The sequence below is a fragment of the Marseilla massiliensis genome, assembly GCF_023336985.1.
In the GTDB taxonomy this organism is placed as follows: domain Bacteria; phylum Bacteroidota; class Bacteroidia; order Bacteroidales; family Bacteroidaceae; genus Prevotella; species Prevotella intestinigallinarum.
This window is the reverse complement of the sequence record NZ_JAMBLP010000022.1, coordinates 1-25,455: the sequence shown is the minus strand read 5'-3', so window position 1 is coordinate 25,455 and position 25,455 is coordinate 1. Positions and strand designations below refer to the sequence as shown.

The following is a 25,455-nucleotide window of genomic DNA, read 5'->3' as shown; positions in this document are numbered from 1 at the left end:
GCCCGTGCCGCCACAGGCACAGGCCAACGACACAAAAAGACCAACGACAACGTGCGCTTAGTAATAAAGGTGGGCAGCAACGTGCTGACCCGCGACAACGGCAAGCTCGACATCACCCGCATGTCGGCCCTTGTCGACCAGGTGGCGGCACTCAGGGCCGGCGGCCACGAGGTGATTCTCGTGTCAAGCGGGGCCGTGGCCTGCGGCCGCAGTGAGCTCAAGGTGGGCCACAAGCTCGGCAGCGTTGAGCAGCGCCAGCTGTTCTCCGCCCTCGGGCAAGCCAAGCTCATCAACCTCTACTACGACCTTTTCCGCGAATACCGCATACCCGTCGGCCAGGTGCTGACGATGAAAGAGAGCTTCGCAACAAGGCGCGAGTACCTCAACCAGCGCTCGTGCATGACGGTGATGATAGCCAACGGGGTGATACCGATAGTCAACGAGAACGACACGATAAGCGTCACCGAGCTGATGTTCACCGACAACGACGAGCTGTCGGGGCTCATCGCGGCCATGATGGACGCCGACGCGCTCGTCATATTGAGCAACATCGACGGCATCTACGACGGAGAGCCGGGCGCGCCCGGGGCCCGGGTGATAAGGCAGGTTGAGCCCGGCAGAGACCTCAGCACATACATACGGCAGGAAAAGAGCGGCTTCGGGCGGGGCGGTATGCTCACCAAATGCCACATTGCAAGGAAGGTGGCAGAAGAAGGCATCAGGGTAATCATTGCCAACGGCAAGCGCGACAACATACTTATCGACCTGCTGTCGCACCCCGAAGGCACCCTGCACACGGAGTTTACGCCCAACGCCGAGCCTGCATCAAACATGAAGAAATGGCTCGCCCACAGCGCGAGCTTCGCCAAGGGACTTGTACATATCAACGACAAGGCGGCCAAGGTGCTACGCGGCGACCGCGCCGTGAGCCTGCTGCTGGTGGGCGTCACCGCCATCGAAGGCGAGTTTGAGGAGGGCGACATCGTGACCATCGCCGACGGCGAGGGCCGGCGCATGGGCGTGGGCCGCAGCGCCTACGGCAGCAACGACGCACGGAGGCTCATAGGAAAGCACGACGTGAAACCGCTCGTGCACTACGACTACCTGTGCCTCGACCCGCAAGAGTGACACGCCGGAAGCCAACCGCGCCTGCCGGCATCACAATACACTGACACGACAAAGCAAAGACTATGACTCTTACAGACACATTCAAAAGCGTGAGAAGGGCTGCCGGCACACTTGCCGACATGACCGACGATGAACGCAACGCGGTGTTGGCCGACGTGGCCGACGCCATCGTGGCCGGCAAAGAGCGGCTGCTCGCGGCCAACGGGGCCGACCTGGCCCGCATGGACAAGGCCAACCCGCTCTACGACAGGCTACGGCTAACGGCCGAAAGGCTCGACGCCATTGCCGCCGACATGCGCAACGTGGCCCTGCTGCCGTCGCCGCTGGGCCGCACGAGCCACGACCGCACACTGCCCAACGGGCTGCACATAAGGCGCGTCAGCGTGCCTTTCGGCGTCATCGGCATTGTATACGAGGCACGGCCCAACGTCACTTTCGACGTGTTCGCGCTATGCTTCAAGAGCGGAAGCGCCTGCATACTGAAAGGGGGGAAGGATGCCGACAGCTCAAACCGCGAAGGCGTGGCACTGATACACGAGGCACTGCAACGCCACGGGGTCGACACGGCCGCCGTGCAGCTGCTGCCCTCGACCCACGAAGCCACCGCCGAGATGCTCGGGGCCACCGGCTACATAGACCTGTGCATACCCCGCGGCGGGCGCAAGCTGATTGACTTTGTGCGCAACACGGCACGCATACCGGTGATAGAGACCGGGGCCGGGGTGGTGAACACCTACTTCGACGCCTCGGGAGACCTCGAGATGGGGCGGCGGATAGTGTGCAACGCCAAGACCAGGCGCGTCAGCGTGTGCAACGCCCTCGACTGCCTTATCGTCCACTCGGCGCGCACTGCCGACCTGCCGCAGCTGTGCGAGCCGCTGGCCGGAAAGGGGGTGACGCTCTACGCCGACGAGCGCGCCTACGCGGCGCTAAGCGGGCGCTATCCAGACAGACTGCTCTGCCACGCCACCACAGAGAGCTTCGGCACGGAGTTCATGGACTACAAGATGGCCATACGCACGGTAGACTCTGCCGACGAGGCCCTGCAGCACATAGCGACCTACGGCTCGGGCCACAGCGAGTGCATCATAACCGAAAGCGAAGCAGTGGCCGAGAGATTCAGGCGCAAGGCCGACGCGGCATGCGTATACGTCAACGCCCCAACAAGCTTCACCGACGGGGCGCAGTTCGGGCTGGGCGCCGAGATTGGCATAAGCACCCAAAAGCTGGGCCCGAGAGGCCCCATGGGACTGGAAGAAATCACCACCTACAAGTGGTTGATTGACGGACAGGGGCAGACAAGGCCGTAGGACGGGCCGCAGGCAAGCCACAGTAAACAACAGGAAACAACATTTAAACAGACAAGACATGAGAACATTCATCAACGTAGAAGACATCGGCGACCTTGGAAAGGCACTCGCCGAGGCACGCGAGATAAAGGACGACCGTTTCAAATTCCAGGCCCTAGGGAAGAACAAGACGCTCATGATGATTTTCTTCAACAACAGCCTGCGCACAAGGCTGAGCACGCAGAAGGCCGCAATGAACCTTGGCATGAACGTGATAGTGCTCGATGTCAACGCCGGGGCATGGAAACTGGAGACCGAGCGGGGCGTTATCATGGACGGCGACAAGAGCGAGCACCTGCTCGAAGCCATACCGGTGATGGGCTGCTACTGCGACATGATTGGCGTGCGCAGCTTCGCCGGGCTGCAAGACCGCGACTACGACTATGCCGAGACGGTGCTCAACCAGTTCATAAAATACAGCGGCAGGCCCGTGTTTGCCATGGAGACGGCCACCGTACACCCACTGCAGGCGTTTGCCGACCTCATTACCATCGAGGAACACAAGACGAAGAAGCGCCCCAAGGTGGTGCTGTCGTGGGCCCCGCATTGCAGGGCGCTGCCCCAGGCTGTGCCCAACTCGTTTGCGCAATGGATGAACGCGGCCGACGTAGACTTCGTGATAACCCACCCCGAAGGCTATGAGCTCGACCCGAAATTCACCGGCAACGCGCGCATAGAGTACAACCAGATGAAGGCTCTCGAGGGCGCCGACTTCGTTTACGCCAAAAACTGGAGCTGCCCCGGGGTGACCAACCCTGCCGACTACGGCAAGATACTGAGCCGCGACATGGGCTGGACCATAGACGCGGCGCACATGGCCGTCACCGACCACGGCAAGTTCATGCACTGCCTGCCGGTAAGGCGCGGCCTGATAGTAACCGACGACGTCATCGAAAGCCCCGACTCGCTGGTAATACCCGAGGCCGCCAACCGTGAGATTTCGGCCTCGGTAGTCATCAAGCGGATGCTCGAGAGTCTCTGACGCCACAGCAACCCAATACGAGTGCCCCGCATACCGCCGCCACGGCGTATGCGGGGCGCTTGCGCTCAAGCAAGGCCCGGGGGCGATGCTTCGCCACGCCTCATGGCCGATACGGCCTGTTTTGCAATGCGAAACGTGCCGTATTGACTGTCCAAACGGCACGTTTTGAGAGCCCGAACGGCCCGTTTTGCAACCTACTGCAAACCAGACCGTTAGCCAATCCATGCCCCGACCACACGCCAACAGGGCCGACGCCAACGGCAATCGCCGTCGGCGGACTGGCGGAGAGAGCATGCAAGGCCACCGGGCATCCGCCATGCTGCGAGCCGCGGCAAACGAAAAAATCATGGATTTTGCTTTGAACTTTCTCGCAGTTGAAGTATCTTTGCATAAGATAAGCGGCACTCGGAAGATTCAGAGCAAGCTCTATCTTCGCTCGCTGGCATTATCTTTGCATAAGATAAGCGGCACCCGGGCAATTGTGGGCAAGCTCACTTGCCGCTTTCTTGCAGCATCACTGCACCGCCAAACCTGCAGTGGCGGCACCGGCAGACGCGCCAGCCGCCACGGCATGGCCGCCAAAGGCCCACTTAACACACAGCTTATGGTTTCATTTGAAAACGATTATAACAACGGGGCACACCCAAAGGTGTTGCAACGACTGGTTGAGACAAACGAAGAGCGGACACTGCCCTACGGGGCCGACCAATTCTGCGAAAGCGCAAAGGCCAAGATAATGGCAGCCTGCGACGACGAAGACGCCGTGATATTCTTCCTGACCGGGGGCACGCAGACCAACGCCACCGTCATCGACTCTTTGCTCCGCCAATACGAGGGAGTGGTAGCCGCAGACAGCGGCCACATCAATGTGCATGAGGCAGGAGCCATAGAGTTCACGGGGCACAAGGTAATAACATTGCCCGGCCACGGGGGAAAGATGAGGGCGGAAGACCTTGACAAACACCTCGAAGACTTCAACAACGACGAAAACAACGCCCATTCGGTGTTCCCGGGCCTTGTCTACATCACCTTCCCAACGGAATTGGGAACCCTCTACAGCGCTGCCGAGCTCGACGCGATATACCGCATTTGCCGCCGCAACAACATACCGCTGTATGTCGACGGGGCGCGCCTGGGCTACGGTCTGGCCGCCGACGGCAACGACATCACGCTGCCCTACCTTGCCCGCCACTGCGATGCGTTCTACATCGGGGGCACCAAGGCAGGGGCACTATGCGGCGAAGCCGTGGTGTTCACGCACAGAAACGCCCCGCGCAACTTCTTCACCATACAGAAGCAACACGGGGCGCTCATGGCCAAGGCACGCCTGCTGGGCGCACAATTCGACGCCCTGTTCACCGACGGGCTTTATCTCGACATCTCGCGCCATGCCATAGACATGGCCAAGAGAATGCGCATGATGTTTGAAAAGAAAGGTTACCGCCTCTGGATCGACTCGCCCACCAACCAGCAGTTTGTGATAATAGGCAACGACGACGTTGAGCGCCTGTCGCGCAACGTGCTGTTCACCCATTGGGGAAAGGCCGGCGAAAACCACACCGTATGCCGCTTCGTGACGAGCTGGGCCACTACCGAGGCCGAGCTTGAGCAGCTGCAGTCACTGCTCTGACAGTCGGAAGCAGCGCACCGACGTGCCATCATAGGTCTCTACGGCCAGCTCCACCGAGTCGGCACGCAACGAGGCGCAGCCTATGCTGACGTAAGTCTTCGACGAATAGTACTGCGGCACGCCTCCCTGGTCGTGGTAAAAGCGCAGGTAAGCGGTGCGGCCCCCGGCCTGTGACACGCCGACGGAGTCGCACACAAGGCCCACGGTGTGCCTTGCCCCCTCCGGCCCGCCCTCGCCTACCTTTACGTAAAGCCCGATGTTGAGATACTTTCCCGACGGGCTGAGCCACACGCTCTCAAGGTCGACGGGGTCGGTGCGCACCGTGCCAAAAGCCGACGGAGGGTTTGGCCGCAGCACCGGCACCTGCACGATGCTCCTTGCCCGCACCGCCGTGCCGTCGGCATGGTCGTAATACAGTATGGCCCTGTAGAGCGTGTCGGCCTTGTCGGCCCAGTCGGCGCTCAGCGGCTGCTGCATTACGAGCGAGTCGCCGCCGTCGGTGACGGCATAGTCTATGGCAGAGGCTTGCGACGTGTGCGCCTCGACAAAGTCGGCAGTGAGCAGCGAGTATTCGCCGTCGCCACTGTCGTAGCTGTCCACCTGGCAAGCAGCGAGCACGGTTGCCAGCAAAAATAGAATAGACTTATTAATCATAATAATGTGGAAACATTGCGGCGGCACCTTGCCTTTGGAGCGAGGTGCCGCCGCTGATGGTTCAAACTGTAGCTGCCAATGCCGCCCTGTTGTTGCGCACGGGGTTGGCATACATCCTTAGAATGCACTCGCGCAAGAACGGCTCGTCCTTGCCTTCAAGCTCAATCCTGGCCAGCTGCCCGCCCACGTAATCTTCAAACACACGGCGCTCGGCCTCGGTGAAATGCTCGCCGTAGCCCTCGCCGGGCCACAATGTGTCGGCAGCCACATAGTTGCCGGCATACAGCATGTAGTTGCTGTGAATGGCACGGTCTATGTGCCTGGCCACAGTGTCGAACAGCTCGCCCTTAGGCATGGCCGGGTCGAGCGTATCGAGAAATGCGTCGATGCACGTCGAGCAGTGGTAGTGTATGCGCCCCTTGCGGCCCATGATGCCCGTCTGCATGCTCATCACGTCGTCGGCCTTGGTCTTCTTCCACCCCGGCACGTCGCGCCTGAGCTGGAACTCCATGGCCTTGAGATAGTCGCACGGGTCGTATTCATACGAAATGGCCAGCGGCACGATATGCAGTTGCCGCAGCCTGTCGATGGCAGAGCCGTCGCCCCCCATGGCCATCATCTTGAGCACAGACGGCTGTGTGCGGTCGTCGCTGTCCTTGGCCCGGCCCTCGCGCTGCGCAATCCAGATGTTGTCGTGCTTGCGGGCAATCACGTAGTGCATGTAGTCGGCCATGCGCTTGCTGCTGGCAAGCATCTCCCTGAGCCCGGCGTTGCGCTCTACGATGAACGACTTGTTAAGCCTCACGAGGTCTTTTATCCACGGAGCGGCCAGCAGGTTGTCGCCTATTGCAATCTCGCAAGTGGTTCCGAAGCCAGCGTCAATCAAGAGCATGTCGAGCAACGCCGAGTCGAGCACGATGTCGCGGTGGTTGCTCACGAAGGTGTAGCGGCCGGCCCTGTCGACAGCCGAGCAGTCCATGTCGCACCCGTCGCTGGCAGTCTTGACAAGCCTCTTGAGGAAACCATAGCAGAACTTCACCTGGAAGTCGAGGCACGACTTGCACTTCCTCACTTCCCCGGCCAGCGCCTCGAAGGGCACTCCCGGCACGGCTGCGGCCAGCACAGCCCTGAACTGCCCGTCGGCCAGCAGCCTGTCGTACGCTTCAGGCAGCTCTTCGGGCTCAAACGGCCTTATGGCGTCATAGCGCCTCAACTCATCATCCATGGCAGAATAAAGTGTTTGGGCCGGCCTCCGGTGGGCAGCCGGCGCGTTGTTGGCTTAATTAAACTGGTTCTCGACAATCTCCGTGAGCACTTCGGTCATGGTCATGCCGGCGGCACGCACCTGCTGCGGTATGAAGCTCGTGGCGGTCATGCCCGGCGTGGTGTTTATTTCAAGCATGTATATCTTGTCTACCTCTTTGCCGTCCTTGCCCGGCCCGCGGCCTATGATGTAGTCTATGCGGATGATGCCGTTGCAGTGCAGTATGTCGTAGATGTGGCTTGTGAGCTCCCTCACGCGGCGCGTGGTGTCCTCGCTGAGGCGCGCCGGGGTTATCTCCTGCACCTGTCCGTTGTACTTGGCGTCGTAGTCGAAGAACTCGTTCTTCGTCACCACCTCGGTAGCGGGCAGCACCACCGACCGCTCACGCGTCTTGTAGCATCCCACCGAAATCTCCGTGCCGTTGATGCAGGCCTCGACCATCACCTCCGGGCTCTCGAGCATGGCCTTGCGTATGGCCGGTGCCAGCTGGTCCTTGTTCTTCACCTTGGATATGCCGAAGCTGCTTCCGTCGGCTGCCGGCTTCACGAAACAGGGCATGCCGATGCGTGCCTCCACCTCGTCGTCGCTCACAAGCTCCTCGTAGCCGCTGCGTATGAGCAGGCTGTCGGCCACGAGCACGCCGTAGCCGCGCAGATACTGGTTGAGCACGAACTTGTCGAAGGTCATCGCCTCGACAAGAACGCCGCTCGTGGAGTAAGGTATTCCAATCAGGTCGAAGTAGCCCTGGAGCACTCCGTTCTCTCCGGGCGTGCCGTGAATGGTTATGTATGCATAATCGAAGAGCACGGCTTTACCGTCTTTCACAAACGAGAAGTCATTGCGGTCGATGGAGGCCGTGGTGCCGTCGCCGAGGTCGACGTGCCAGTCGAGGCCCTTCACGTCTACTATATATACATTGTATCGTTCCTTGTCGAAGAATGAGTAAAGCCCTTGCGCGGAGCGCATGGACACATCGTGTTCCGACGAATCGCCGCCGCAAACGATGGCGATGTTTCTCTTTATTTGTTTCATCGTTATATTGTTGTTATGTCATTGTTAGCGTTCATATACCTGCGCCACCTGTCAACAAGCTGCTCCATGTCGGCGGGCAGCTCCGAGGTGAAGTCCATCTGCCGCCCTGTGCGGGGGTGGACGAAGCCCAGCGTGCGCGCGTGCAGCGCCTGGCGCGGGCACAGCTTGAAGCCGTTGGCCACAAACTGGCGGTAGCTGCCCGTGCGCTCGCCGCGCAGAATCTCGGTGCCCCCATACCGTTCGTCGCCGAATAGCGGGTGGCCCTCATGCCTCATGTGCGCCCTTATCTGGTGCGTGCGCCCTGTCTCGAGGATGCACTCCACGAGAGTGACGTAGCCGAAGCGTTCCATCACGCGCCAGTGGGTGACGGCTGCCTTGCCCACTTCGGAGCCCGGGGGGAACACGGCCATGCGCAGCCTGTCCTTGGGGTCGCGCCCGATGTTGCCCTCTATGGTGCCTGTGTCGGCGGTGAAGTTGCCCCACACGAGGGCGTTGTAGCTCCGGTGGGTGGTCTTGTTGTAGAACTGTGCGCCGAGCGATGTCTTTGCCTCGGGCGTCTTGGCCACCACCAGCAGTCCGCTGGTGTCTTTGTCGATGCGGTGTACGAGCCCCACCTGCGGGTCGTTGGGGTCGTATGAGTCGAGCCCGCGCAGATGCCAGGCCACGGCATTGACGAGCGTGCCGCTGAAATTGCCGCACCCGGGGTGCACCACCAGGCCCGCCGGCTTGTTTATCACCATGAGGTCGTCGTCTTCATACACCACGTCGAGCGGAATGTCCTCAGGCTCTATGGTGGTGTCGTAGTGCGGGCGGTCGAGCATCAGCGTCACCACCTCGCCCGGCCTGACCTTGTAGCTGCTCTTCACCGGGCGCCCGCCAACGTGGACGAAGCCCGCGTCGGCGGCTTTCTGTATGCGGTTTCGGCTTGAGTGCTGCAGTTTCTCGAAGAGGAACTTGTCGACCCTCACCGGCGCCTGCCCGCGATCCACCTCTACGCGGAAGTGCTCGTAGAGCTGCCCCTGCTCCGCCCCGGCGTCGCCATCGGGCTCCTGTCCCGGCTCAAGGTAGTCTATCTCGTCGTCGAATGTCATTGCGCTTCCTCCTTCCCTGCCTCAGCCTGGGGGGCGATGCCGCCCTGGGCCTGCGTCTCTCCGGCCTGTTCGCCCACCACCTCAAAGTCGTCTTCGCCGCCGTAGGTCACTGTCACCTCGGCCGGGTCTACATAATTTATGTCCATCAGGCTGTCGTCATATGTGCCGCTTCCCACCATAAGCGTCAGCGGCACGTCGATGGGCACGCGGTCGCCCATGCCTACCCGCCGTCCGCGGGCCTTTATCCCGTACACCCAGTCCTTTTCGCCTGTCACCTCCTCGGGCGGCGTCAGGCGGAAGCCCATGGCCTTAAGCCGGGCCTCGGCCTCGCGCACACTGCTGTTGTCGGCTATGTCGGGTATCGTCAGCGTGGGCGTCGACTCCGAGTTGACCGTAAGGTAAACCATGCGGCCCGACTTCACGCGCGCGCCCCCTATGGGCGTCTGCAGCAGCACGCAGTCGGCGGGCATGCGCTTGTTGTAGCCGGTGTCGGCCACCGCCACCCTCAGCCCGTTGCTCTCTATCAGCGCCCGGGCCTCGTTGAAGCCCATGCCCCTGACGTTGGGCACAGGTATCTCCTCGCCGTGGTGGGTGTAGACATCGAGGCCGTACTTCACTCCGAAGCACAGCGCCGCCACCACCACAGCCATGGCCAATAGGTTGCCCCAGAGCCGCCTGTCGAGGAACTTGCCGAAAAACTCTTTTGACTTCATTGCTTGATATCTGTGTCATTGCCGTGACTTCACTTGCCGTTGGCCCGCACCTCACGGCCTGTGCTGCCGGCCATCAACCCGCATGAGCCTTGCCGGCGGGCCACCGGGGCCGTTGCCCCCGCCGCCTCCGTCGCTCACGGCTTGCATCATGCAAAGATAATGCTTTTGGCTCTGACAGCAAAACAATTGGCTGTTTTTGTGCCTCGGCGGCTGCCAAAAGGGCGTGGCCGGGCTGTGCGGGAGCGCCCCGGTGGCCGGCATAGCCGCCGCGGGCAGCCCCACGGGTAGTGGCCGCAGCCTTACGGCTGGCCGGATTGGGGCATGCGATGTTGGAAACAAATATTGACAAATGGGCACTGCGGCCACCCGCCGTTGCCAAATGGCCCGTATTGGCTTGCGAAACGGCATCCGCCACGCTCCCGAACGGCCCGTTCCGGCGGGCCAAACGGCAGCCGCCGGCAAGCCCCTGGCGGCAAGGGGGTTGGCCGCCAACAAAAAAAACGCGACACAAAGGGGACACCCGACAAACATAGGGGGCTTTTTAGGAGTTAGGGAGTTAGGGAGTAAAGGAGTTAAGACAATAGTATTCGACTGTCTTCCTGCAACACCTTACCAATGCTCCCAGAGATTCCATGTTTCCAAAACTATTGTCTGTACTCCTGTCTCCTGCCTCCCGTCTACAAAATAAACCCCAAAAACTATTGTCTTAACTCCTTTACTCCCTAACTCCCTAACTCCCACAAAGTCACTGGATTTATCTGGCGAGCCATAAAGGCCACGCCTGCGGCGGACGCCGGCAGGCAGGCGAGCCACCACGGGCGCCCCTTGCGCCACGGCACAAAAAAGCCGAAGTGGAGCAAAGGCACACGCCCATGCTCCACTTCGGCAGCCAGCCGGAGCGGCCCCGGCTGCGGCCCACGGACTGTTATTTTCCGTGGTGCTCGTCAGAAACGGTCAGCTTCTTGCGGCCCTTGGCGCGGCGTGAAGCCAGCACGCGGCGGCCGTTCTTTGTTGACATTCTCTCGCGGAAACCGTGCTTGTTCACTCTCCTTCTGTTGTGAGGCTGAAATGTTCTTTTCATCGTCCTTATTTTTATTTATTGTTATTATTCGTACACTTTGGGGTGCAAAGGTAGTCATTTTTTTCGAACCCACAAAACTTTGGGCCTTTTTTAGCCAAAACTTTTGCCATAAGCCCGCTCTTTTGTGCCCGCGAGGTGGCGCGTGGCATCAAAAAACGCAAAAATTCCTTTGCTGTTCACTTGATTTTCAGTAACTTTGCAGCCGCTTAGGAAAGTTTAAACGAAACAGTAAAACAATAAAAACAATGATTAACTCACAGGAAATTAAGAAAGGCACCTGCATACGCCTGGACAACCAGGTGTGGGTATGCATCGACTTCCAGCACGTAAAGCCCGGCAAAGGCAACACCGTGATGCGCACCAAGCTGAAGAACGTCACCGACGGCCGTGTGCTCGACCGCACCTTCCAGGTAGGCTTCAAGCTTGAGGACGTGCGCATAGAGCGCCGCCCCTACCAGTATCTCTACGAGGATCCCACCGGCCGCATATTCATGAACCAGGAGACCTTCGAACAGATACCCATCGCCAACGACCTTGTAATAGGCAGCGAGTACATGAAAGAGGGCGACGTGGTCGAGGTTGTCACCGACACTACCGACGGTACCATACTCTACGCCGAGATGCCCGTGAAGACCAACCTGCGCGTGTCCCACAGCGAGCCCGGCATCAAGGGCGACACGGCCACCAACGCCACCAAGCCCGCCACGCTCGAGACAGGCGTCGAGATACGCGTGCCGCTGTTCATCAACGAGGGCGACCTCATACAGGTTGACACCCGCGACGGCAGCTACCTCAGCCGCGTGAAGGAATAAGGCTGCGCCACGGCGCGACATATACCGCCCGCCACCACAGGCACGGCGGCACTCATGGCAATGCACAATCCATAATCTGCCGATTATGCGGATTATGGGCTGTGCATTTTCAGGATAAGGGCAGGGCCCAAAGCGCGGGCCCGCCCACCACCACAACCCTAAAGCCCGGCGCCAAGCCGACCAACAGACATGACTAACTGCGAATACTCCATCATCGTACCCGTATACAACCGCCCCGACGAAGTGGCCGAGCTGCTCGAGAGCCTCACCGCGCAGACAGTGAAAGACTTTGAGGTCATAATAGTGGAAGACGGCTCCGAGCGCGACTGCCGGGCTGTGGCCGAGCAGTATGCCGGCAAGCTCGACGTCAGATACTTTGCCAAGAAGAACTCCGGGCCGGGGCCCAGCCGCAACTACGGCGCCGAGCGCGCCAAGGGCGAGTGGCTCATAGTGCTCGACTCAGACGTCGTGGTGCCGCCGGGCTACCTGCAAGCCATTGCCGACGAACTGGCCTCCGCGCCGGCCGACGCCTTTGGCGGGCCCGACCGCGCCCACCCGTCGTTCACCGACACGCAGAAGGCCATAAGCTACTCGATGACAAGCTTCTTCACCACCGGGGGCATACGCGGCGGCAAGAAAAAGCTCGACAAGTTTTACCCAAGGTCGTTCAACATGGGCGTGCGCCGCGATGTCTACCTGCGGCTCGGGGGCTTCTCGAAGATGCGCTTCGGCGAAGACATCGACTTCAGCCTGCGCATTGTCGAGGCGGGATGCCGCTGCCGCCTGTTCCCCGGGGCATGGGTGTGGCACAAGCGGCGCACCGACATGCGCAAGTTTTTCCGCCAGGTATACAACAGCGGCATAGCCCGCATCAACCTGCAGAAAAGGCACCCGGGCTCGCTCAAGCTCGTCCACCTGCTGCCCACGGTGTTCACGGTGGGCGTAATGGCCCTCTTGCTGACGTCGGCCGCCGGCAGGCTGCTCATGCACTACGACGACCCGCACCGCTGGTACTGGCTCTGCGCCGCGCCGTGGCTGCCCATACTGGCCTACTGCGCCATCATAGCGGCCGACTCGGCCGTGCGCAACAGGAGCCTGAAGATAGGGCTGCTGTCGGTGGGCGCCGCCTTCGTGCAGCTCATGGGCTACGGCTTCGGATTCATCGAGGCATGGTGGAAGCGGTGCATATTGGGCAAAGACGAGTTCCAGGCTTTCGAGCGCAATTTCTACAAATAGCCACGCAGGCCGGGCAAGCAAGGGCATGGGAAACAACAACGACAACACCCCAAGGGACGAGGCACGGCCCAGGCTCACCATAGCCGACTGGGCCGAAGACGACAGGCCGCGCGAGAAGCTGGCACTAAGGGGGCCGGCGGCACTGTCGAACGCCGAGCTGCTGGCCATACTCATAGGCTCGGGCTCGGCGGGAGAAAGCGCTGTGGAGCTGACCAAGAGAGTGCTCAACGACTGCCGCAACAACCTCAACACGCTCGGCAAGCTCTCGATTGCCGATCTGACACGGTATAAAGGCATGGGGCCGGCCAAGGCCATCACGATACTCGCGGCATGCGAACTGGGCAAGCGGCGACAGATGGAGAAAGCCGAGGAACGCCCCGACCTCGGGTCGGCCACTGCCATTTACAACCACCTGCACCCGCTCATGCAGGACCTCGACACCGAAGAGGCCTGGATACTGCTGATGAACCAGAACTTCAAGCTGATAAAGCGCGAGCGCATATCGCACGGCGGCATAAGCGAGACGGCCGTCGACGTGCGCATCATCATGCGCGAGGCGCTGCTCAACAACGCCACCGTGGTGGCGCTGGCCCACAACCACCCGAGCCAGAGCCCGAGGCCGAGCAAAGACGACGACAGGATAACGCAAAAGCTCAACGACGCCTGCGGCACCATGCGCATATTCTTTGCCGACCACGTGATAATAACCGACGGACGCTACTACTCATACCGCGAAGAGGGACGGCTGTGATGCCACCCGCAACATCACGGCCAAAAACCACGTTAACTTTATTTAATCCAAGACGAAGCAAGCATCGCACGCAAACAGAGTTATATAGGCAGATGACAATGACAAAAACGACACTGACATGAAAAAAATTGCAACAGCCCTGTTAAGCGTGTGGCTCTTGGCTACGGCCGCCACACTGCAGTCGTGCGACAACGACGACGATGACTACTACATCTATCCCTACGCCAGGCCCACGGCCATTGTGACCGTGAAGCCCAACGCCGACAACTCTTCGTTCTACCTGCAGGTGGACGACTCGACAACGCTCATACCGACCAACATGAAGGTGTCGCCCTTCGGCAACAAGGAGGTGAGGGCGCTGGTAAACTGCACACCGACGGAAAACCCTACGGCCCACCAGGGGCAAACGGTGACCATAAACTGGATTGACAGCATACTGACCAAGCCCACCGTTGCCAACCTTGCCGAGAAAAACGACTCGGCCTACGGCAACGACCCCGTGGAGATAGTAAACAGCTTCGAGACCGTGGCCGAAGACGGCTACCTCACGCTGCGCTTCCGCACACGGTGGGCCTCGGGCAGGCCGCACAGGGTGAACCTGGTGCACCGCACCGACGTCAACACCCCATACCTGCTGCAGTTCTACCACGACGCGGCCCCCGAGTCGGCCGCAGGCCCCGTGGCCGACGGACTCGTGGCGTTCAGGCTCGACAGCACGTTCAACGAACCTGACACGACAATAAACATCACGCTACAGTGGAACTCATACAGCGGCACAAAGACGCACACGTTCAAGTATAAGCCGCGGAAAGACTGACACCGCCCTAAAGAAAAAGTGAGCACACCCTACGAGAACACAAAGGAAGACAGCGAACAGAACCTGGCCAACGGTCTGCGCCGTGGCGACACCACAGCCGTGGCACGCTTCTACACCATGCACGCCCCGTACCTCGCCGGGGTGTGCTCACGCTATGTGGCCTCACCCGACGACACCAAGGACGTGTTCCACGACGCCATGGTAAAGATAATGCAACACGCCGGGGAATTCAGCTACAGGGGGCCGGGCTCGCTCAGGTCATGGGCAACACGAATAGTGGCCAACGAGGCCGTCAACTTCCTGAGGGCAAGGCGAAAGACCGACTTCGCTTCGCTTGACAACATGCCGGACACACCCGACGAACCGACGCCCGACGTGACGGAAATAACACCTGAAGAAATACACAGCTTGATACGCAAACTGCCCGACGGCTACCGCACGGTGTTCAACCTCTACGCCATCGAGGGCAAGTCGCACCGCGAAATAGCCAACATGCTCGGCATCAAGGAAGCATCATCGGCATCTCAATACCACAGGGCAAGGAACATGCTTGCCCACATGATACACGAATATCGACAACAACGACAACAATGAAGCTCAGCCCATGAACCACGACTGGACAGACGACATACGCGACAAGCTCGCCAATTACACCGAAGAGCCGCCCACCATCGACCCGGCACTGTTGCGCAGCCAGATGGTGCACGCCGCGCATACGGCACGGATGAAGACGACACTGGCCTGGGGCAGAAGGCTCGTTGCCGCCGCAGCCATCGCCGCCATTGCGCTGCCACCGGCCATGACGCTGCTCACAAGGCAGGGCGACACCACCCCGCCAACCGCGGGCCGGGGGGCTGACATGGTGAAAACGGCGACCACCGCCAGGCCCGACAAGGCCCAACCCACGACGGGGCTGAACACCACGGCCGACCAGGCCGAGCCTAAGCCCCTGATGGCCATGGCGGGCACCGGGCGCAGACCGGCACCGGCCCAAGAGGGCCGAGCCCAGGCCGAGCCCGCCGAAACTAACGCGGCGGCCCCCATCCCCACCGACGGCACGGCACAGGTGGCAACACCGCAACAAGAGACGCAACAGCACGACAAGCGGCAGCAGCACGCCGCCAGGCAGCTACAGCCATACGGCCTCACGCAAGAGCATGGACTAACGCCACGAAGGCAACGCCTGAGGGCCGCACTGGCCATGGGTTCGTCGACAACGACCACGGGCGCCACCACGGCACTGCCGGCACTGCTGGCCAAGGCCGACCCGATAGGATGGCACGCGGCACAGTTTAGGGGCGACAACAGCCTGCCCACCCTGGCGCAAGACAACCCCACGACAACGAGCGTGAGCCACAACCAGCCCATAACAGCTTCGGCAAGCCTCAACTACCGCATAAACGACCGGTGGAGCGTAAGCGCCGGACTGTCATACAGCTACCAGCGCTCCGAGCTCACCGCCATAGGCGACAACTACGCAGCCCAGACCACCCGGCGACTGCACTACGTGGGGGTGCCGATAGCTGCCAGCTACACCTTTTGGGCCAACAAGCACTTCGGCGTATATGCCACAGCAGGCGGAATGGTCGAGAAGATGGTGAGCGGGCGCGACGAGACCAGCACCATAGTAGACGGCGCAGAGCAGTCGACCACACGCGACAAGATGACCATAAAGCCGCTGCAGCTGTCGGCAAATGCCGCCATCGGCGCCGAGTGGCGGTTTGCGCCACGGTTGGCCATATACGCCGAACCGGGCATAAGCTACCATTTCGACAACGGCAGCAACGTCACTTCGTTCTATTCTGACAACCCGCTCGCATTCAGCCTCAACGTCGGACTGAGGTTCGACGTCAACAAATAAACCTTGGTGGCCAACCACAACGACAAGCGAAGCACATCAAACAATACCGCCAACTGACGACAAAGCACATCAGATGTCTGTTGCAAAGAGCGCAACAATTTTCACCGCCACAACCCGAGGGCCTCTCACCAACGGGCACCGGGTTGTGGCTTGATTTTTCCTGCAATCCCGGCCGAGACAACGGAAAGCGGCAGGCGCCATACCACACTGCCGCAGGGCGACGTTGCCGGCGTCAGTTAGCCGTTAGTTCGCAAAAACAGGTTAAAAACCGGCAAGCCAAGCAACCGGTGCTTGGCAATGCCGAACAAATGCATTAACTTTGCAGGAAATTATTTTCCACGATGTAAAAACAACTCACTATACACCACAAAACCACCCACGGGCCTGTTCAAGTCCGGTGTATAGACCGTTTTACACGCAAACAACACTTACACATCTTAATCCCAACAAACAACCATGATCTTGCAAGTTCAAGGGGTGGCATATGTCCATCCCGACAAAGAGCCCCTGTTCCAAAACATAAGTTTCACTGTTCAACAGGGCGAAAAATGCGCAATCATCGGAAACAACGGCATAGGCAAGTCAACGCTATTGTCAATAATGGCCGGCAAGACGGCCTGTGCCGCCGGCATGGTGGCATGCGACAGCACACCCTACCTCATACCGCAACATTTCGGCCAGTACGACAGCATGACCGTGGCCGAAGCCTTAGGCGTGGCAGAAAAGCTGGCTGCCATGGAGGCAATACTCGGCGGACAGGGCACGGAGCACGACTTCACTCTGCTCAACGACGAGTGGGACATAGAAGACCGGCTGGCGGAAGCGTTCGCCCGATAGCACCTCAACGGCATGTCGCCCTGCACTCCGATGGGAAAACTCTGCGGAGGCGAAAAGACCAAAGCGTTCCTGGCCGGGCTGAATGTCTTTCAACCGTCGGTCGCATTGATGGACGAACCCACCAACCACCTCGACACAACAGGCAGGAGCCTGCTCTACGAGTTTGTGAGCCAGACCAACCGGACGGTGGTCGTGGTAAGCCACGACAGGACGCTGCTCGACATGATGCCCGCAATATATGAGATGTCTGCCTCTGGGATGAAATACTATCCCATGAGCTACAACATATACAAGGAAACGGTTGACGCAGAAAACTCCGCCAAGGCCGCACGCCTGCAAAACCGGCAGAAGGAACTGAAGAAAGCCGAGATGTCGGCACAACGGGCCATGGAGCGCCAACAAAAGCACGCATCAAGGGGTGAGAAGCTAAGCGCGAAGAAATGCGTGGCCCGAATAGCCATGGGCAACATGCGCGACAAATCGGAGGCCTCGGCGTCAAGGCTCAACAAGATGCAACAGGAAAAGCTGGCGGCCATGAAGCAGGACCTTAACGCGGCACAAACCGAACTGCACAAACTGCCGGAAATGAAACTGGACATTGGCAACCCTACCATGCCAGCCAACAAACTGTTGGTGGAAACAACAGACGTAACATTCGGATATCCCGGCCGGGAACCATTGTGGCAACGCTCGCCATTGAGCATATCCTTATACAGCGGCGAGCGCGTATGGCTCCGGGGTGACAACGGATGCGGCAAAAGCACCTTGATAAAACTGTTGACCGGCGCCTTGAATCCCACAAGCGGCAATGTGCGCCGAAGCCAAACGCTAAACATTGTATGCCTCGACCAGGAGTATTCTTTGATTGATGACAAACAGACTGTTTACACACAGCTTGAGGCTTACAACGGAAAGAGACCTGAGCACGAACTGAAAATGCTATTGAACCGTTTCTCGCTGACGGCGGCGTCGTGGAACAAGAAATGCGCCTTTCTAAGCGGCGGCGAAAGAATGAAACTGGCATTATGCTGCCTGCTTGTATGCGAGGATGCCCCCAACATGATAATCGCAGACGAGCCTACCAACAACATCGACATATCAAGCATGGATGTGCTGGCTGCCACACTGAGAACCTATATCGGAACGCTGCTCATTGTTAGCCACGACAAACAGTTCATTCAAGACATAGGCATCGACCGAACCATAAGCATCTGACAGGAAGCCGCAGGGCCGCCCCCCCCTACCACCATATAGGCAATGAGCGTGGTGCAGGTGGTGTCACGGCCTTATTCCATGCCGCCACGACACCCGTGAATCATCCATCCACAACCTTCGACGCCATGATGGCAAGATTTACCTGTGAAAATACATTGTCCACTACCCTGCTTGGCGAATGCCCCCTGAAGCTGGCTTGGTCTTATCAACATCGGGCATGAGTTGGACTACCAAGGCAGAAGCACGTGATTGCGGAATAGCATAGACGGCTATGAGAAGAAGCAAACGGGGCAATATATAAGGCAACGTAAGTAGAATACAAACATGCCGGGCTCTTCAATCTTAAAACTATAGTAGTCGTTTTAACGCCAAATGTAATTCAGAAATTACAATTATACAGATTTTCAATAGCAAATTGCCTGAATAAACTTATATTTGCAATCACAACATTAGCCTAAACAATCCATGGGCAGAGCCGTTATTACGCAGCGCACCGACACCTTGACCCACCCACGGCTGGGTTGGCACTTGCTGTGGATGCTGCACATGGCATTTTTCCTTTGTTTGCTTTCCGCCAATGCTTGCGCCTCCAAGGAAAAGATTGAAGGCAGCCGAATGGAAACGGACGGAGAATGGCGTTACGGCTACAACAAGGACGGCAACCTTGTGGAACGCTACAAGGGAAGCGGCAAATGGTGGGATGTCAAGCGTGAGCACTGGAAGTACGCATGGAACGATTTCGTTAAGCCAAATGAGCAAAGCGGAACTTGTTCAGACTTTGCCATGGCAAGAAATCGCATTCTTAAGAACCAAAACGGAAGTCTTGCGGGCGTGCAGCGTCCCGACAGGCACGGGCATTGGGTGGAGTTCACTTATGATGCCCTTGGCAGACGACTGAGCAAATCGGCATCTGAACGGACCAACTGGCTGTGTAACGGAAACGTACCGCTGCACGAGTGGACGAACGGACAACGTTATGAGGACAAGGGCTGGAAACCCTATGAGGAAGACTTCAAGACATGGATTTTTGAAGAAAGCAGCTTTGTTCCGTTGGCTTTGTTGCAGGACGGTCATACCTATTCCATCATGACCGACCATTTGGGTACCCCTACTGAGATGTACGATGAGAACGGTGAGGAAGTCTGGTAAAGACGGCTTGATATGAACGGGAAGATTATCAAGGAGGAATGCCATAGAAGGACTTCCTACTATAAGAACGTGACGGTGCCATTCCTCTTCCAAGGGCAGTACTATGACTATGAGACTGAGTTGGCATACAACCGTTTCAGATACTATTCCCCAAATATGGGGTGTTATATCTCACAAGACCCAATCAGATTGGCGGGGGGAAAACGATTGTATGGTTATGTGAAAGATCCTAATACTTATATTGATTTATTGGGACTTAAAGGGTGTTATTTAAAGGAAGCGGAAGGTGATGACCATGATTATGTTTTAGAAATATCTCATTCTGTTTATCCTGAAACAACCGAACATATAGCACAGGCTATCAAGGATGGAAAGGCTGAAATCGTGACTATAGATAGAGCCAACGCTGGAAGTAGAAGGAAGGATTCATTGCGAGGTGTGGAAGTTAAAAAAGGAAAAGACAGAGATGAGTGGCCAATGGCCATGTTTGAAGAAGGAGGGGAAGGTGCTGATGTTAAGCATATCTCCCCTCAAGATAACAGAGGTGCAGGCTCTTCTATTAGAGCTGCCTTACAGAATTGTGATGAGAATATAAGAATAAAGATTAAAATTGTTTCATAATGGAAAATCAAATTCAAGACATTATCAAAAACGTTGATAGTATTGATAGTAAATTTATCAATAATCAAATTAAGAAAGTACTCAAGAAAATGAGTGTCAATTCTTCTGCTGACTTGATAAATCTTAAAAATGTAGTGTATTGCTTATATAGTAAAGGGTACAAGCAAGAGTTCTATAATTTGTTTCCAGTATTGTTAAGGCTGGAATATAAAAATTGGAACACATGGGTATTCATTGAACCTATGTTAGCATTGATATATTTTGATTCAAAGAAAAATGCTACTCATCAGCACTTCGCTGATGCTGCATTAAAGAAAATTCTTGATCAAAAAACAACAGAGGCATTGAAACGTAGATGTGATGGGGATTTCTTAGTTAATCGTAAGAGCGGATTAGATAAAGCTAAAGAATTGGGCAAAAAGACAGATATTAGAGATTGTTTACTCTTATATCTCAATGAATTGGCTATTGTGTATGCTTATGGGGGGAGCGAAAAGTATCCTCTGGCATTTCTTGAATCTGAGTTCTTGAAGTCTATTGATGAACTAAATTCAATATTGTAAATCACTATATTATATGTCTCACCGTATCGAATCAGAACAACGCAATTACTTCACTTCGGTTCAGTCTCAGTTGTCAGCGACCGTAGTCGAGCCATTGAGTTCGATAGGTCAGACATATAGTGAAAATGCCAACTCCGGTGTATCTCCGAGCATCAATGCGGTGGATACGGGTATGAAGGCTGCCATGACCCTTTCGGGTCTTGGTGATGCCGTATTCTCATCGCTTGCCATCCCCGCTTTGGGTGCATTGAGACTCAAAGGTATGGCTTGCCTTCCCATCAGCAAGCAGCTTGACCCCGTGATGGGTGTCGATGCCCATATTATGGTGCCTCCGGGCAGTCCGGTTCCCGCACCTTATATCGGCATTCTCATATACCCCAAGGACTTCCTTGCCATCGCCATTGCTTCTGTGATACCTCCACCACCCCCTATGCCCGAAGAGGGTGAAGGTGCTCCGGGTGAGGCAGATGCGGCAAAGGCGTGTGAGATTATCCATACCTTGGCAACAATGGCTGTCGGTATGCTCGGTGCCACTGTCAAGATAGGAAATTTCATCCCGAGAGCCGTTGCGGGTACCACTACACGAAGCATTCCCCATATCGGCAACTTCGTCCCTCCGCCCATGAACCGTGGGCACGCCTATATGGGCAGTCTGAATGTACTTGCCGACGGCGACCCGCTCTCCGGCGGAGGCGCCCACCTGCACATGGACTGCTGGGACATCGGTCTTGTTACCCCGCATGCGGTCAAAAAGGAAGCCGATTATTTTGCACTGTTCCTTCCCACGGGCATGATTGTGCCCATACCGTGGTTCAAGCCTATTCTGACCAATCCCATTCCCATCCCCATCAACCCGATGGAAGCTACCAAGCGTTTCATCATGGGGCGTTTTGCCGGGTATTACAAGAAGAAGATGAAACGGATAGCGGATAAACTGCATGGGATGGTCAACGACAAGATTAAGAGCAATGCCCTGAAAGACGCGCTGCATAAGACCATCTGTACCGTTACGGGACACCCCGTGGATGTTGCCACGGGAAACTTCTTCACCGATGAGGAAGACTTCTATCTGTCCGGTCCGCTTCCCATTTCTTGGGAGCGCACGTGGTACAGCCAGAGTGATTATTCCGGACCGCTCGGTTACGGCTGGCACCACTCCTATGACATGGGTATTGTGGTGGATGCAGACATACTCACATTCCGTATGAATGACGGTCGTCCCGTGGCATTCCCCCTGCCGTCCAAGGACAGCCCTTCGGTCATCGAGCGTGAACGCATCGAGGCAAGGGTCGATGAGGACGGCAACTATTCCATTTGGGATATAGAGGAAGACCTGTTCTACCATTTCACCACCCAAGAATATGATGAGGTAAGGCTGCTGGAACGTGTAAGCGATAACAACGGCTTCCGTATCCGCTTTTCCTATAACAGGAAAGGACATCTTACCTCCATTACCGACAGCGCACAAAGAGTACTCCGGGTAGAAACCGATGAAAAAAGCGGTCGTATCCTTGCCATCTATGCTCCCCATCCCGACATGCGTAAGGATGAGGAAGTGCTTCTGACCTCCTACCGTTATGACGAGGACGGCAATATGGTGGAGCAATGCGGTGCCGAGGGTGATAAGATGCTCTTCGACTACAAGGGCAGGCTCATGACCCGTGAGGTGTGGCGCAACGGACTGGAATGGTTCTTCGAATATGACGGCACACAGACGGGGGCACGGTGTATCCACACTTGGGGTACACAAGGCATTTACAACCACAAGCTGACTTTCTTCAAGGGAAAGACGGAGGTGCTCAACAGTTTCGACCGCAAGACCGTCTATTACCATAAGGACGGACTTGTTTACCGGAAGGAAGATCCCAACGGTAATGAGGTCTATACCTACCATAACCGTAACCGTCAGATTGTCCAAGAGCAGGATGCAGAGGGCGGAAGCTATTTGTTCAACTATGATGACTTAGGGAACCTCATTTCCAGTGCAGACCCTGAAGGGGGCGGCATACAGGCAAGCTACTTCAAGAAAGGCTTGCTCCGGAACCGTCCTTTTGAGGTAGTCAGCACCGATGGTGGTCGATGGAAGATGGAATATGACGAAGCAGGCAACCTGACCAAACGCACAAATCCCAAGGGCGCTTTCATCGAGTTCTCGTATAAGGACGGTCTATTGGACAAAATCGTTGACGAGTTCGGTGTGGAAACCCTTATCCGCTATGATAAGTGGCTTAACATCACTGAGGCAGGCGACTCTCGCGGCAACATCACACGCTACGAGTATGACCGTTTGGGACGCTGTACCAAGGTCATCAATGCCAAAGGCGCCGTACAGGAACGGAAGTATGACCTTTTGGGGCGTATCGTGGAAGTGTCGGACTTTGACGGCAATCATATCGAGTTGACCTATGACGGCATCGACAACCTTCTTTGCTATAAGGACAACCACCAAAAGGTGGAATATGCCTATGAGGGGATGTGGAAGCTGATGCGCCGCAAGGATGAAAGAGGTGTGCTCTTCTTCGAGTATGACAACGAGGAACAGTTGCGTTCTGTGCTCAATGAGGGCGGAGAACGCTACCGTTACACGCTTGCCCCCGCAGGTCGTGTCGTCGAAGAAATCGGTTTTGACAAGGCGGTGCGCTCCTATGTGCTCGACCGTGCGGGACGTGTCGTCAAGGAAACCCTTCCGAGCGGTAAGTTCAAGGAATACCGTTATGACAAAGCCGGACGGGTAACAAGAGTTTCTCACGGATGGGACGAGGAAGAGGTTCACACTTACAGTTATTATGCTTCGGGATGGTTGCAGGAAGCCGTGAACGAGCATGCCACGGTCAGCTTCAAGTATGACAATATGGGGCTTCCGACCGAGGAACGCTCCAACGAGCACGTCATCAAGCGGACGTTCGACAAACACGGTCTCATCTCCACACTGAAAAGCTCGATGGGAGCCGACCTTGTATATAACCGCAACGAGTTCGGTGAGCTGGTGGACTTCTCGGCACACCAAACAGAAGGCGACCTCAGTTTCAACTCCCGACACCATTATGACAATCTTGGTCTTGAGATAGAGCGGATGATGCCGGGCGGTGTGGCACGCAGTTTTGCCTATGACAATGTGGGCAGGCTGGTGGACAGCCGGACGCGCGTGTCGGCACAGACACGCCGTCAGAGAAAATACCACTGGGGAGTGGCCGACAGGCTGCTCAGGACGGAGGACAGCCGTGAGGGAACCACCGCTTATGAATACACCTCTTGGGGGCATTTGCAGAAAGCCACCTATGCAGACGGACGTGTGGAATACCGCACGGTGGACAAGATAGGCAATCTCTTTGACGACCCCGACCGCAAGCTCCGCAAGTATCTTGAAGGCAGCCGGATGGAAACGGACGGAGAATGGCGTTACGGCTACGACAAGGACGGCAATCTCGTGGAACGCTACAAGGGAAGCGGCAAATGGTGGGATGCCAAGCGTGAGCATTGGAAATACGCATGGAACGATTTCGTTAAGCCAAATGAGCAAAGCGGAACTTGTTCAGGCTTTGCCATGGCAAGAAATCGCATTCTTAAGAACCAAAACGGAAGTCTTGCGGGCGTGCAGCGTCCCGACAGACACGGGCATTGGGTGGAGTTCACTTATGATGCCCTTGGCAGGCGACTGAGCAAATCGGCATCTGAACAGACCAACTGGTTGTGGAACGGGAACGTACCGCTGCACGAATGGACGAGCGGACAACGTTATGAGGACAAGGGCTGGAAACCCTATGAGGAAGACTTCAAGACATGGATTTTTGAAGAAAACAGCTTTGTACCGTTGGCTTTGTTGCAGGACGGTCATACCTATTCCATCATGACCGACCATTTGGGTACCCCTACGGAGATGTACGATGAGAACGGTGAGGAAGTATGTTACAGACGGCTTGATATGAACGGGAAGATTATCAAGGAGGAATGCCATAGAAGGAATTCCCACTATAAGAACGTGACGGTGCCTTTCCTCTTCCAAGGGCAGTACTATGACTATGAGACTGAGTTGGCATACAACCGATTCAGATACTATTCCCCTGCTATGGGGTGTTATATCTCACAGGATCCGATAGGATTAGCTGGGAACAATCCAACGCTGTATGGATATGTTAAGAATACAAATTATTGGCTGGATGTTTTTGGATTAAAGAAGGATAACAACAAACGAATTACACCAATAATATTAGGAGATGGATATAGAGCAAGAAAAGATTCGTTCAATGGAAAAGGAGGAGAAGCCGATTTTGAAATACATATTTATAAGGAATGTAGAAATGGAAAAATAACAGAAATTGGAATAATGGATTCCAACGGTGTGTGGAAGAACAAGCATGGACATGATACGAATAACATGCCCAAACTGCCAGAAAATGTAAAAAAGAAACTGAAAACTTATCATAAATAATATGTTTAGAATTAGAAAAAATAATGGCATTTGGAATTTTAATAATTATATGGAATATATTGAATCGGTAAAAGATTCTATACCAATTGGTATCAGAGATTTTGTTACTGATGAGAAGAGATATGTATTTTATGGAAAAGATACATTATATGATGCTCAGCTAATTAACGTGAGTTCGATGAATTATAACTATTTGTAAATTTGGTGATTAGCGAAAATTATTGTAACTTTATAGTGTTC

Annotated in this window: 23 protein-coding genes; 17 read left to right on the top strand and 6 right to left on the bottom strand. The window is 56.4% G+C overall.

Annotated elements, in window-relative coordinates; all coding sequences use genetic code 11:
• The first annotated feature begins 51 nt into the window (after positions 1–51).
• The 4 genes from proB (at position 52) to M3089_RS12865 (ending at position 5,089) form a co-directional block, all read left to right on the top strand.
• Complete coding sequence (proB, locus tag M3089_RS12880; protein WP_249084505.1) at positions 52–1,128, top strand: glutamate 5-kinase; 1,077 nt, start codon at positions 52–54, stop codon at positions 1,126–1,128.
• Positions 1,129–1,190: 62 nt separating this feature from the next.
• Entirely contained in the window at positions 1,191–2,438 is a 1,248-nt protein-coding gene (locus M3089_RS12875; RefSeq protein WP_249084504.1) for a glutamate-5-semialdehyde dehydrogenase, read from the top strand.
• 58 nt (positions 2,439–2,496) lie between these two features.
• Positions 2,497–3,459, top strand: coding sequence for a Rossmann-fold NAD(P)-binding domain-containing protein (locus M3089_RS12870; protein WP_249084503.1), 963 nt, complete (start codon positions 2,497–2,499; stop codon positions 3,457–3,459).
• 604 nt (positions 3,460–4,063) lie between these two features.
• On the top strand, positions 4,064–5,089 hold the full coding sequence (locus tag M3089_RS12865) for a threonine aldolase family protein (protein WP_249084502.1): 1,026 nt from the start codon (positions 4,064–4,066) through the stop codon (positions 5,087–5,089).
• Here M3089_RS12865 and M3089_RS12860 read toward each other — a convergent pair.
• The 6 genes from M3089_RS12860 to rpmH all read right to left on the bottom strand — a co-directional run bounded on the left by M3089_RS12860 (position 5,078) and on the right by rpmH (position 10,924).
• Positions 5,078–5,743, bottom strand: a complete 666-nt coding sequence (locus M3089_RS12860; RefSeq protein WP_249084501.1) for a NigD1/NigD2 family lipoprotein — start codon at positions 5,741–5,743, stop codon at positions 5,078–5,080. The two genes, M3089_RS12865 and M3089_RS12860, sit on opposite strands and share 12 nt — an antisense overlap.
• Positions 5,744–5,804: 61 nt before the next feature.
• Entirely contained in the window at positions 5,805–6,968 is a 1,164-nt protein-coding gene (locus tag M3089_RS12855; RefSeq protein WP_249084500.1) for a 1-acyl-sn-glycerol-3-phosphate acyltransferase, read from the bottom strand.
• A gap of 54 nt (positions 6,969–7,022) precedes the next feature.
• Positions 7,023–8,039, bottom strand: coding sequence for a D-alanine--D-alanine ligase (locus M3089_RS12850; protein ID WP_205108148.1), 1,017 nt, complete (start codon positions 8,037–8,039; stop codon positions 7,023–7,025).
• Positions 8,040–8,041: 2 nt separating this feature from the next.
• Positions 8,042–9,130 (bottom strand): RluA family pseudouridine synthase, encoded by a 1,089-nt coding sequence (locus M3089_RS12845; protein WP_205108150.1) that lies wholly within the window; start codon positions 9,128–9,130, stop codon positions 8,042–8,044.
• On the bottom strand, positions 9,127–9,843 hold the full coding sequence (locus tag M3089_RS12840) for a PASTA domain-containing protein (protein WP_249084499.1): 717 nt from the start codon (positions 9,841–9,843) through the stop codon (positions 9,127–9,129). Before M3089_RS12840 ends, M3089_RS12845 begins: the two co-directional genes overlap by 4 nt.
• A gap of 925 nt (positions 9,844–10,768) precedes the next feature.
• A complete protein-coding gene (gene rpmH, locus M3089_RS12835; RefSeq protein ID WP_172206299.1) occupies positions 10,769–10,924 on the bottom strand; it encodes a 50S ribosomal protein L34 in 156 nt (51 codons plus the stop codon).
• A gap of 245 nt (positions 10,925–11,169) precedes the next feature.
• Between rpmH and efp the strand changes: the two genes are divergently transcribed.
• The 13 genes from efp to M3089_RS12765 all read left to right on the top strand — a co-directional run bounded on the left by efp (position 11,170) and on the right by M3089_RS12765 (position 25,414).
• Positions 11,170–11,736: an elongation factor P gene (gene efp / locus M3089_RS12830; protein WP_249084498.1), complete on the top strand. Its 567-nt coding sequence runs from the start codon at positions 11,170–11,172 to the stop codon at positions 11,734–11,736.
• Positions 11,737–11,925: 189 nt separating this feature from the next.
• Positions 11,926–12,972, top strand: a complete 1,047-nt coding sequence (locus M3089_RS12825) for a glycosyltransferase (protein WP_205108156.1) — start codon at positions 11,926–11,928, stop codon at positions 12,970–12,972.
• 25 nt (positions 12,973–12,997) lie between these two features.
• The gene (gene radC / locus M3089_RS12820) at positions 12,998–13,723 is read left to right on the top strand and encodes a RadC family protein (RefSeq protein WP_205108158.1); all 726 of its coding nucleotides are present in this window, start codon (positions 12,998–13,000) and stop codon (positions 13,721–13,723) included.
• Positions 13,724–13,841: 118 nt separating this feature from the next.
• Complete coding sequence (locus M3089_RS12815; RefSeq protein WP_249084496.1) at positions 13,842–14,540, top strand: NigD1/NigD2 family lipoprotein; 699 nt, start codon at positions 13,842–13,844, stop codon at positions 14,538–14,540.
• Between the two features lie 18 nt (positions 14,541–14,558).
• Entirely contained in the window at positions 14,559–15,134 is a 576-nt protein-coding gene (locus tag M3089_RS12810) for an RNA polymerase sigma factor (protein ID WP_249084495.1), read from the top strand.
• Between the two features lie 10 nt (positions 15,135–15,144).
• Positions 15,145–16,401: a porin family protein gene (locus M3089_RS12805; RefSeq protein WP_249084494.1), complete on the top strand. Its 1,257-nt coding sequence runs from the start codon at positions 15,145–15,147 to the stop codon at positions 16,399–16,401.
• A 456-nt stretch (positions 16,402–16,857) separates the two neighbouring features.
• Entirely contained in the window at positions 16,858–17,238 is a 381-nt protein-coding gene (locus M3089_RS12800; RefSeq protein ID WP_249084493.1) for an ATP-binding cassette domain-containing protein, read from the top strand.
• 30 nt (positions 17,239–17,268) lie between these two features.
• Entirely contained in the window at positions 17,269–18,453 is a 1,185-nt protein-coding gene (locus M3089_RS12795; protein ID WP_249084492.1) for an ATP-binding cassette domain-containing protein, read from the top strand.
• A 615-nt stretch (positions 18,454–19,068) separates the two neighbouring features.
• On the top strand, positions 19,069–19,602 hold the full coding sequence (locus M3089_RS12790; protein WP_249084491.1) for an RHS domain-containing protein: 534 nt from the start codon (positions 19,069–19,071) through the stop codon (positions 19,600–19,602).
• Between the two features lie 12 nt (positions 19,603–19,614).
• On the top strand, positions 19,615–20,223 hold the full coding sequence (locus M3089_RS15875) for an RHS repeat-associated core domain-containing protein (protein ID WP_317236443.1): 609 nt from the start codon (positions 19,615–19,617) through the stop codon (positions 20,221–20,223).
• Positions 20,223–20,786 carry a DUF6707 family protein gene (locus M3089_RS12775; RefSeq protein WP_249084490.1) on the top strand — a complete coding sequence of 188 codons (564 nt, stop codon included), beginning with the start codon at positions 20,223–20,225 and terminating at the stop codon, positions 20,784–20,786. Before M3089_RS15875 ends, M3089_RS12775 begins: the two co-directional genes overlap by 1 nt.
• A gap of 13 nt (positions 20,787–20,799) precedes the next feature.
• Positions 20,800–25,215, top strand: coding sequence for a DUF6531 domain-containing protein (locus tag M3089_RS12770; protein ID WP_249084488.1), 4,416 nt, complete (start codon positions 20,800–20,802; stop codon positions 25,213–25,215).
• Between the two features lies 1 nt (position 25,216).
• Entirely contained in the window at positions 25,217–25,414 is a 198-nt protein-coding gene (locus tag M3089_RS12765) for a hypothetical protein (protein WP_249084486.1), read from the top strand.
• Positions 25,415–25,455: the final 41 nt, after the last annotated feature.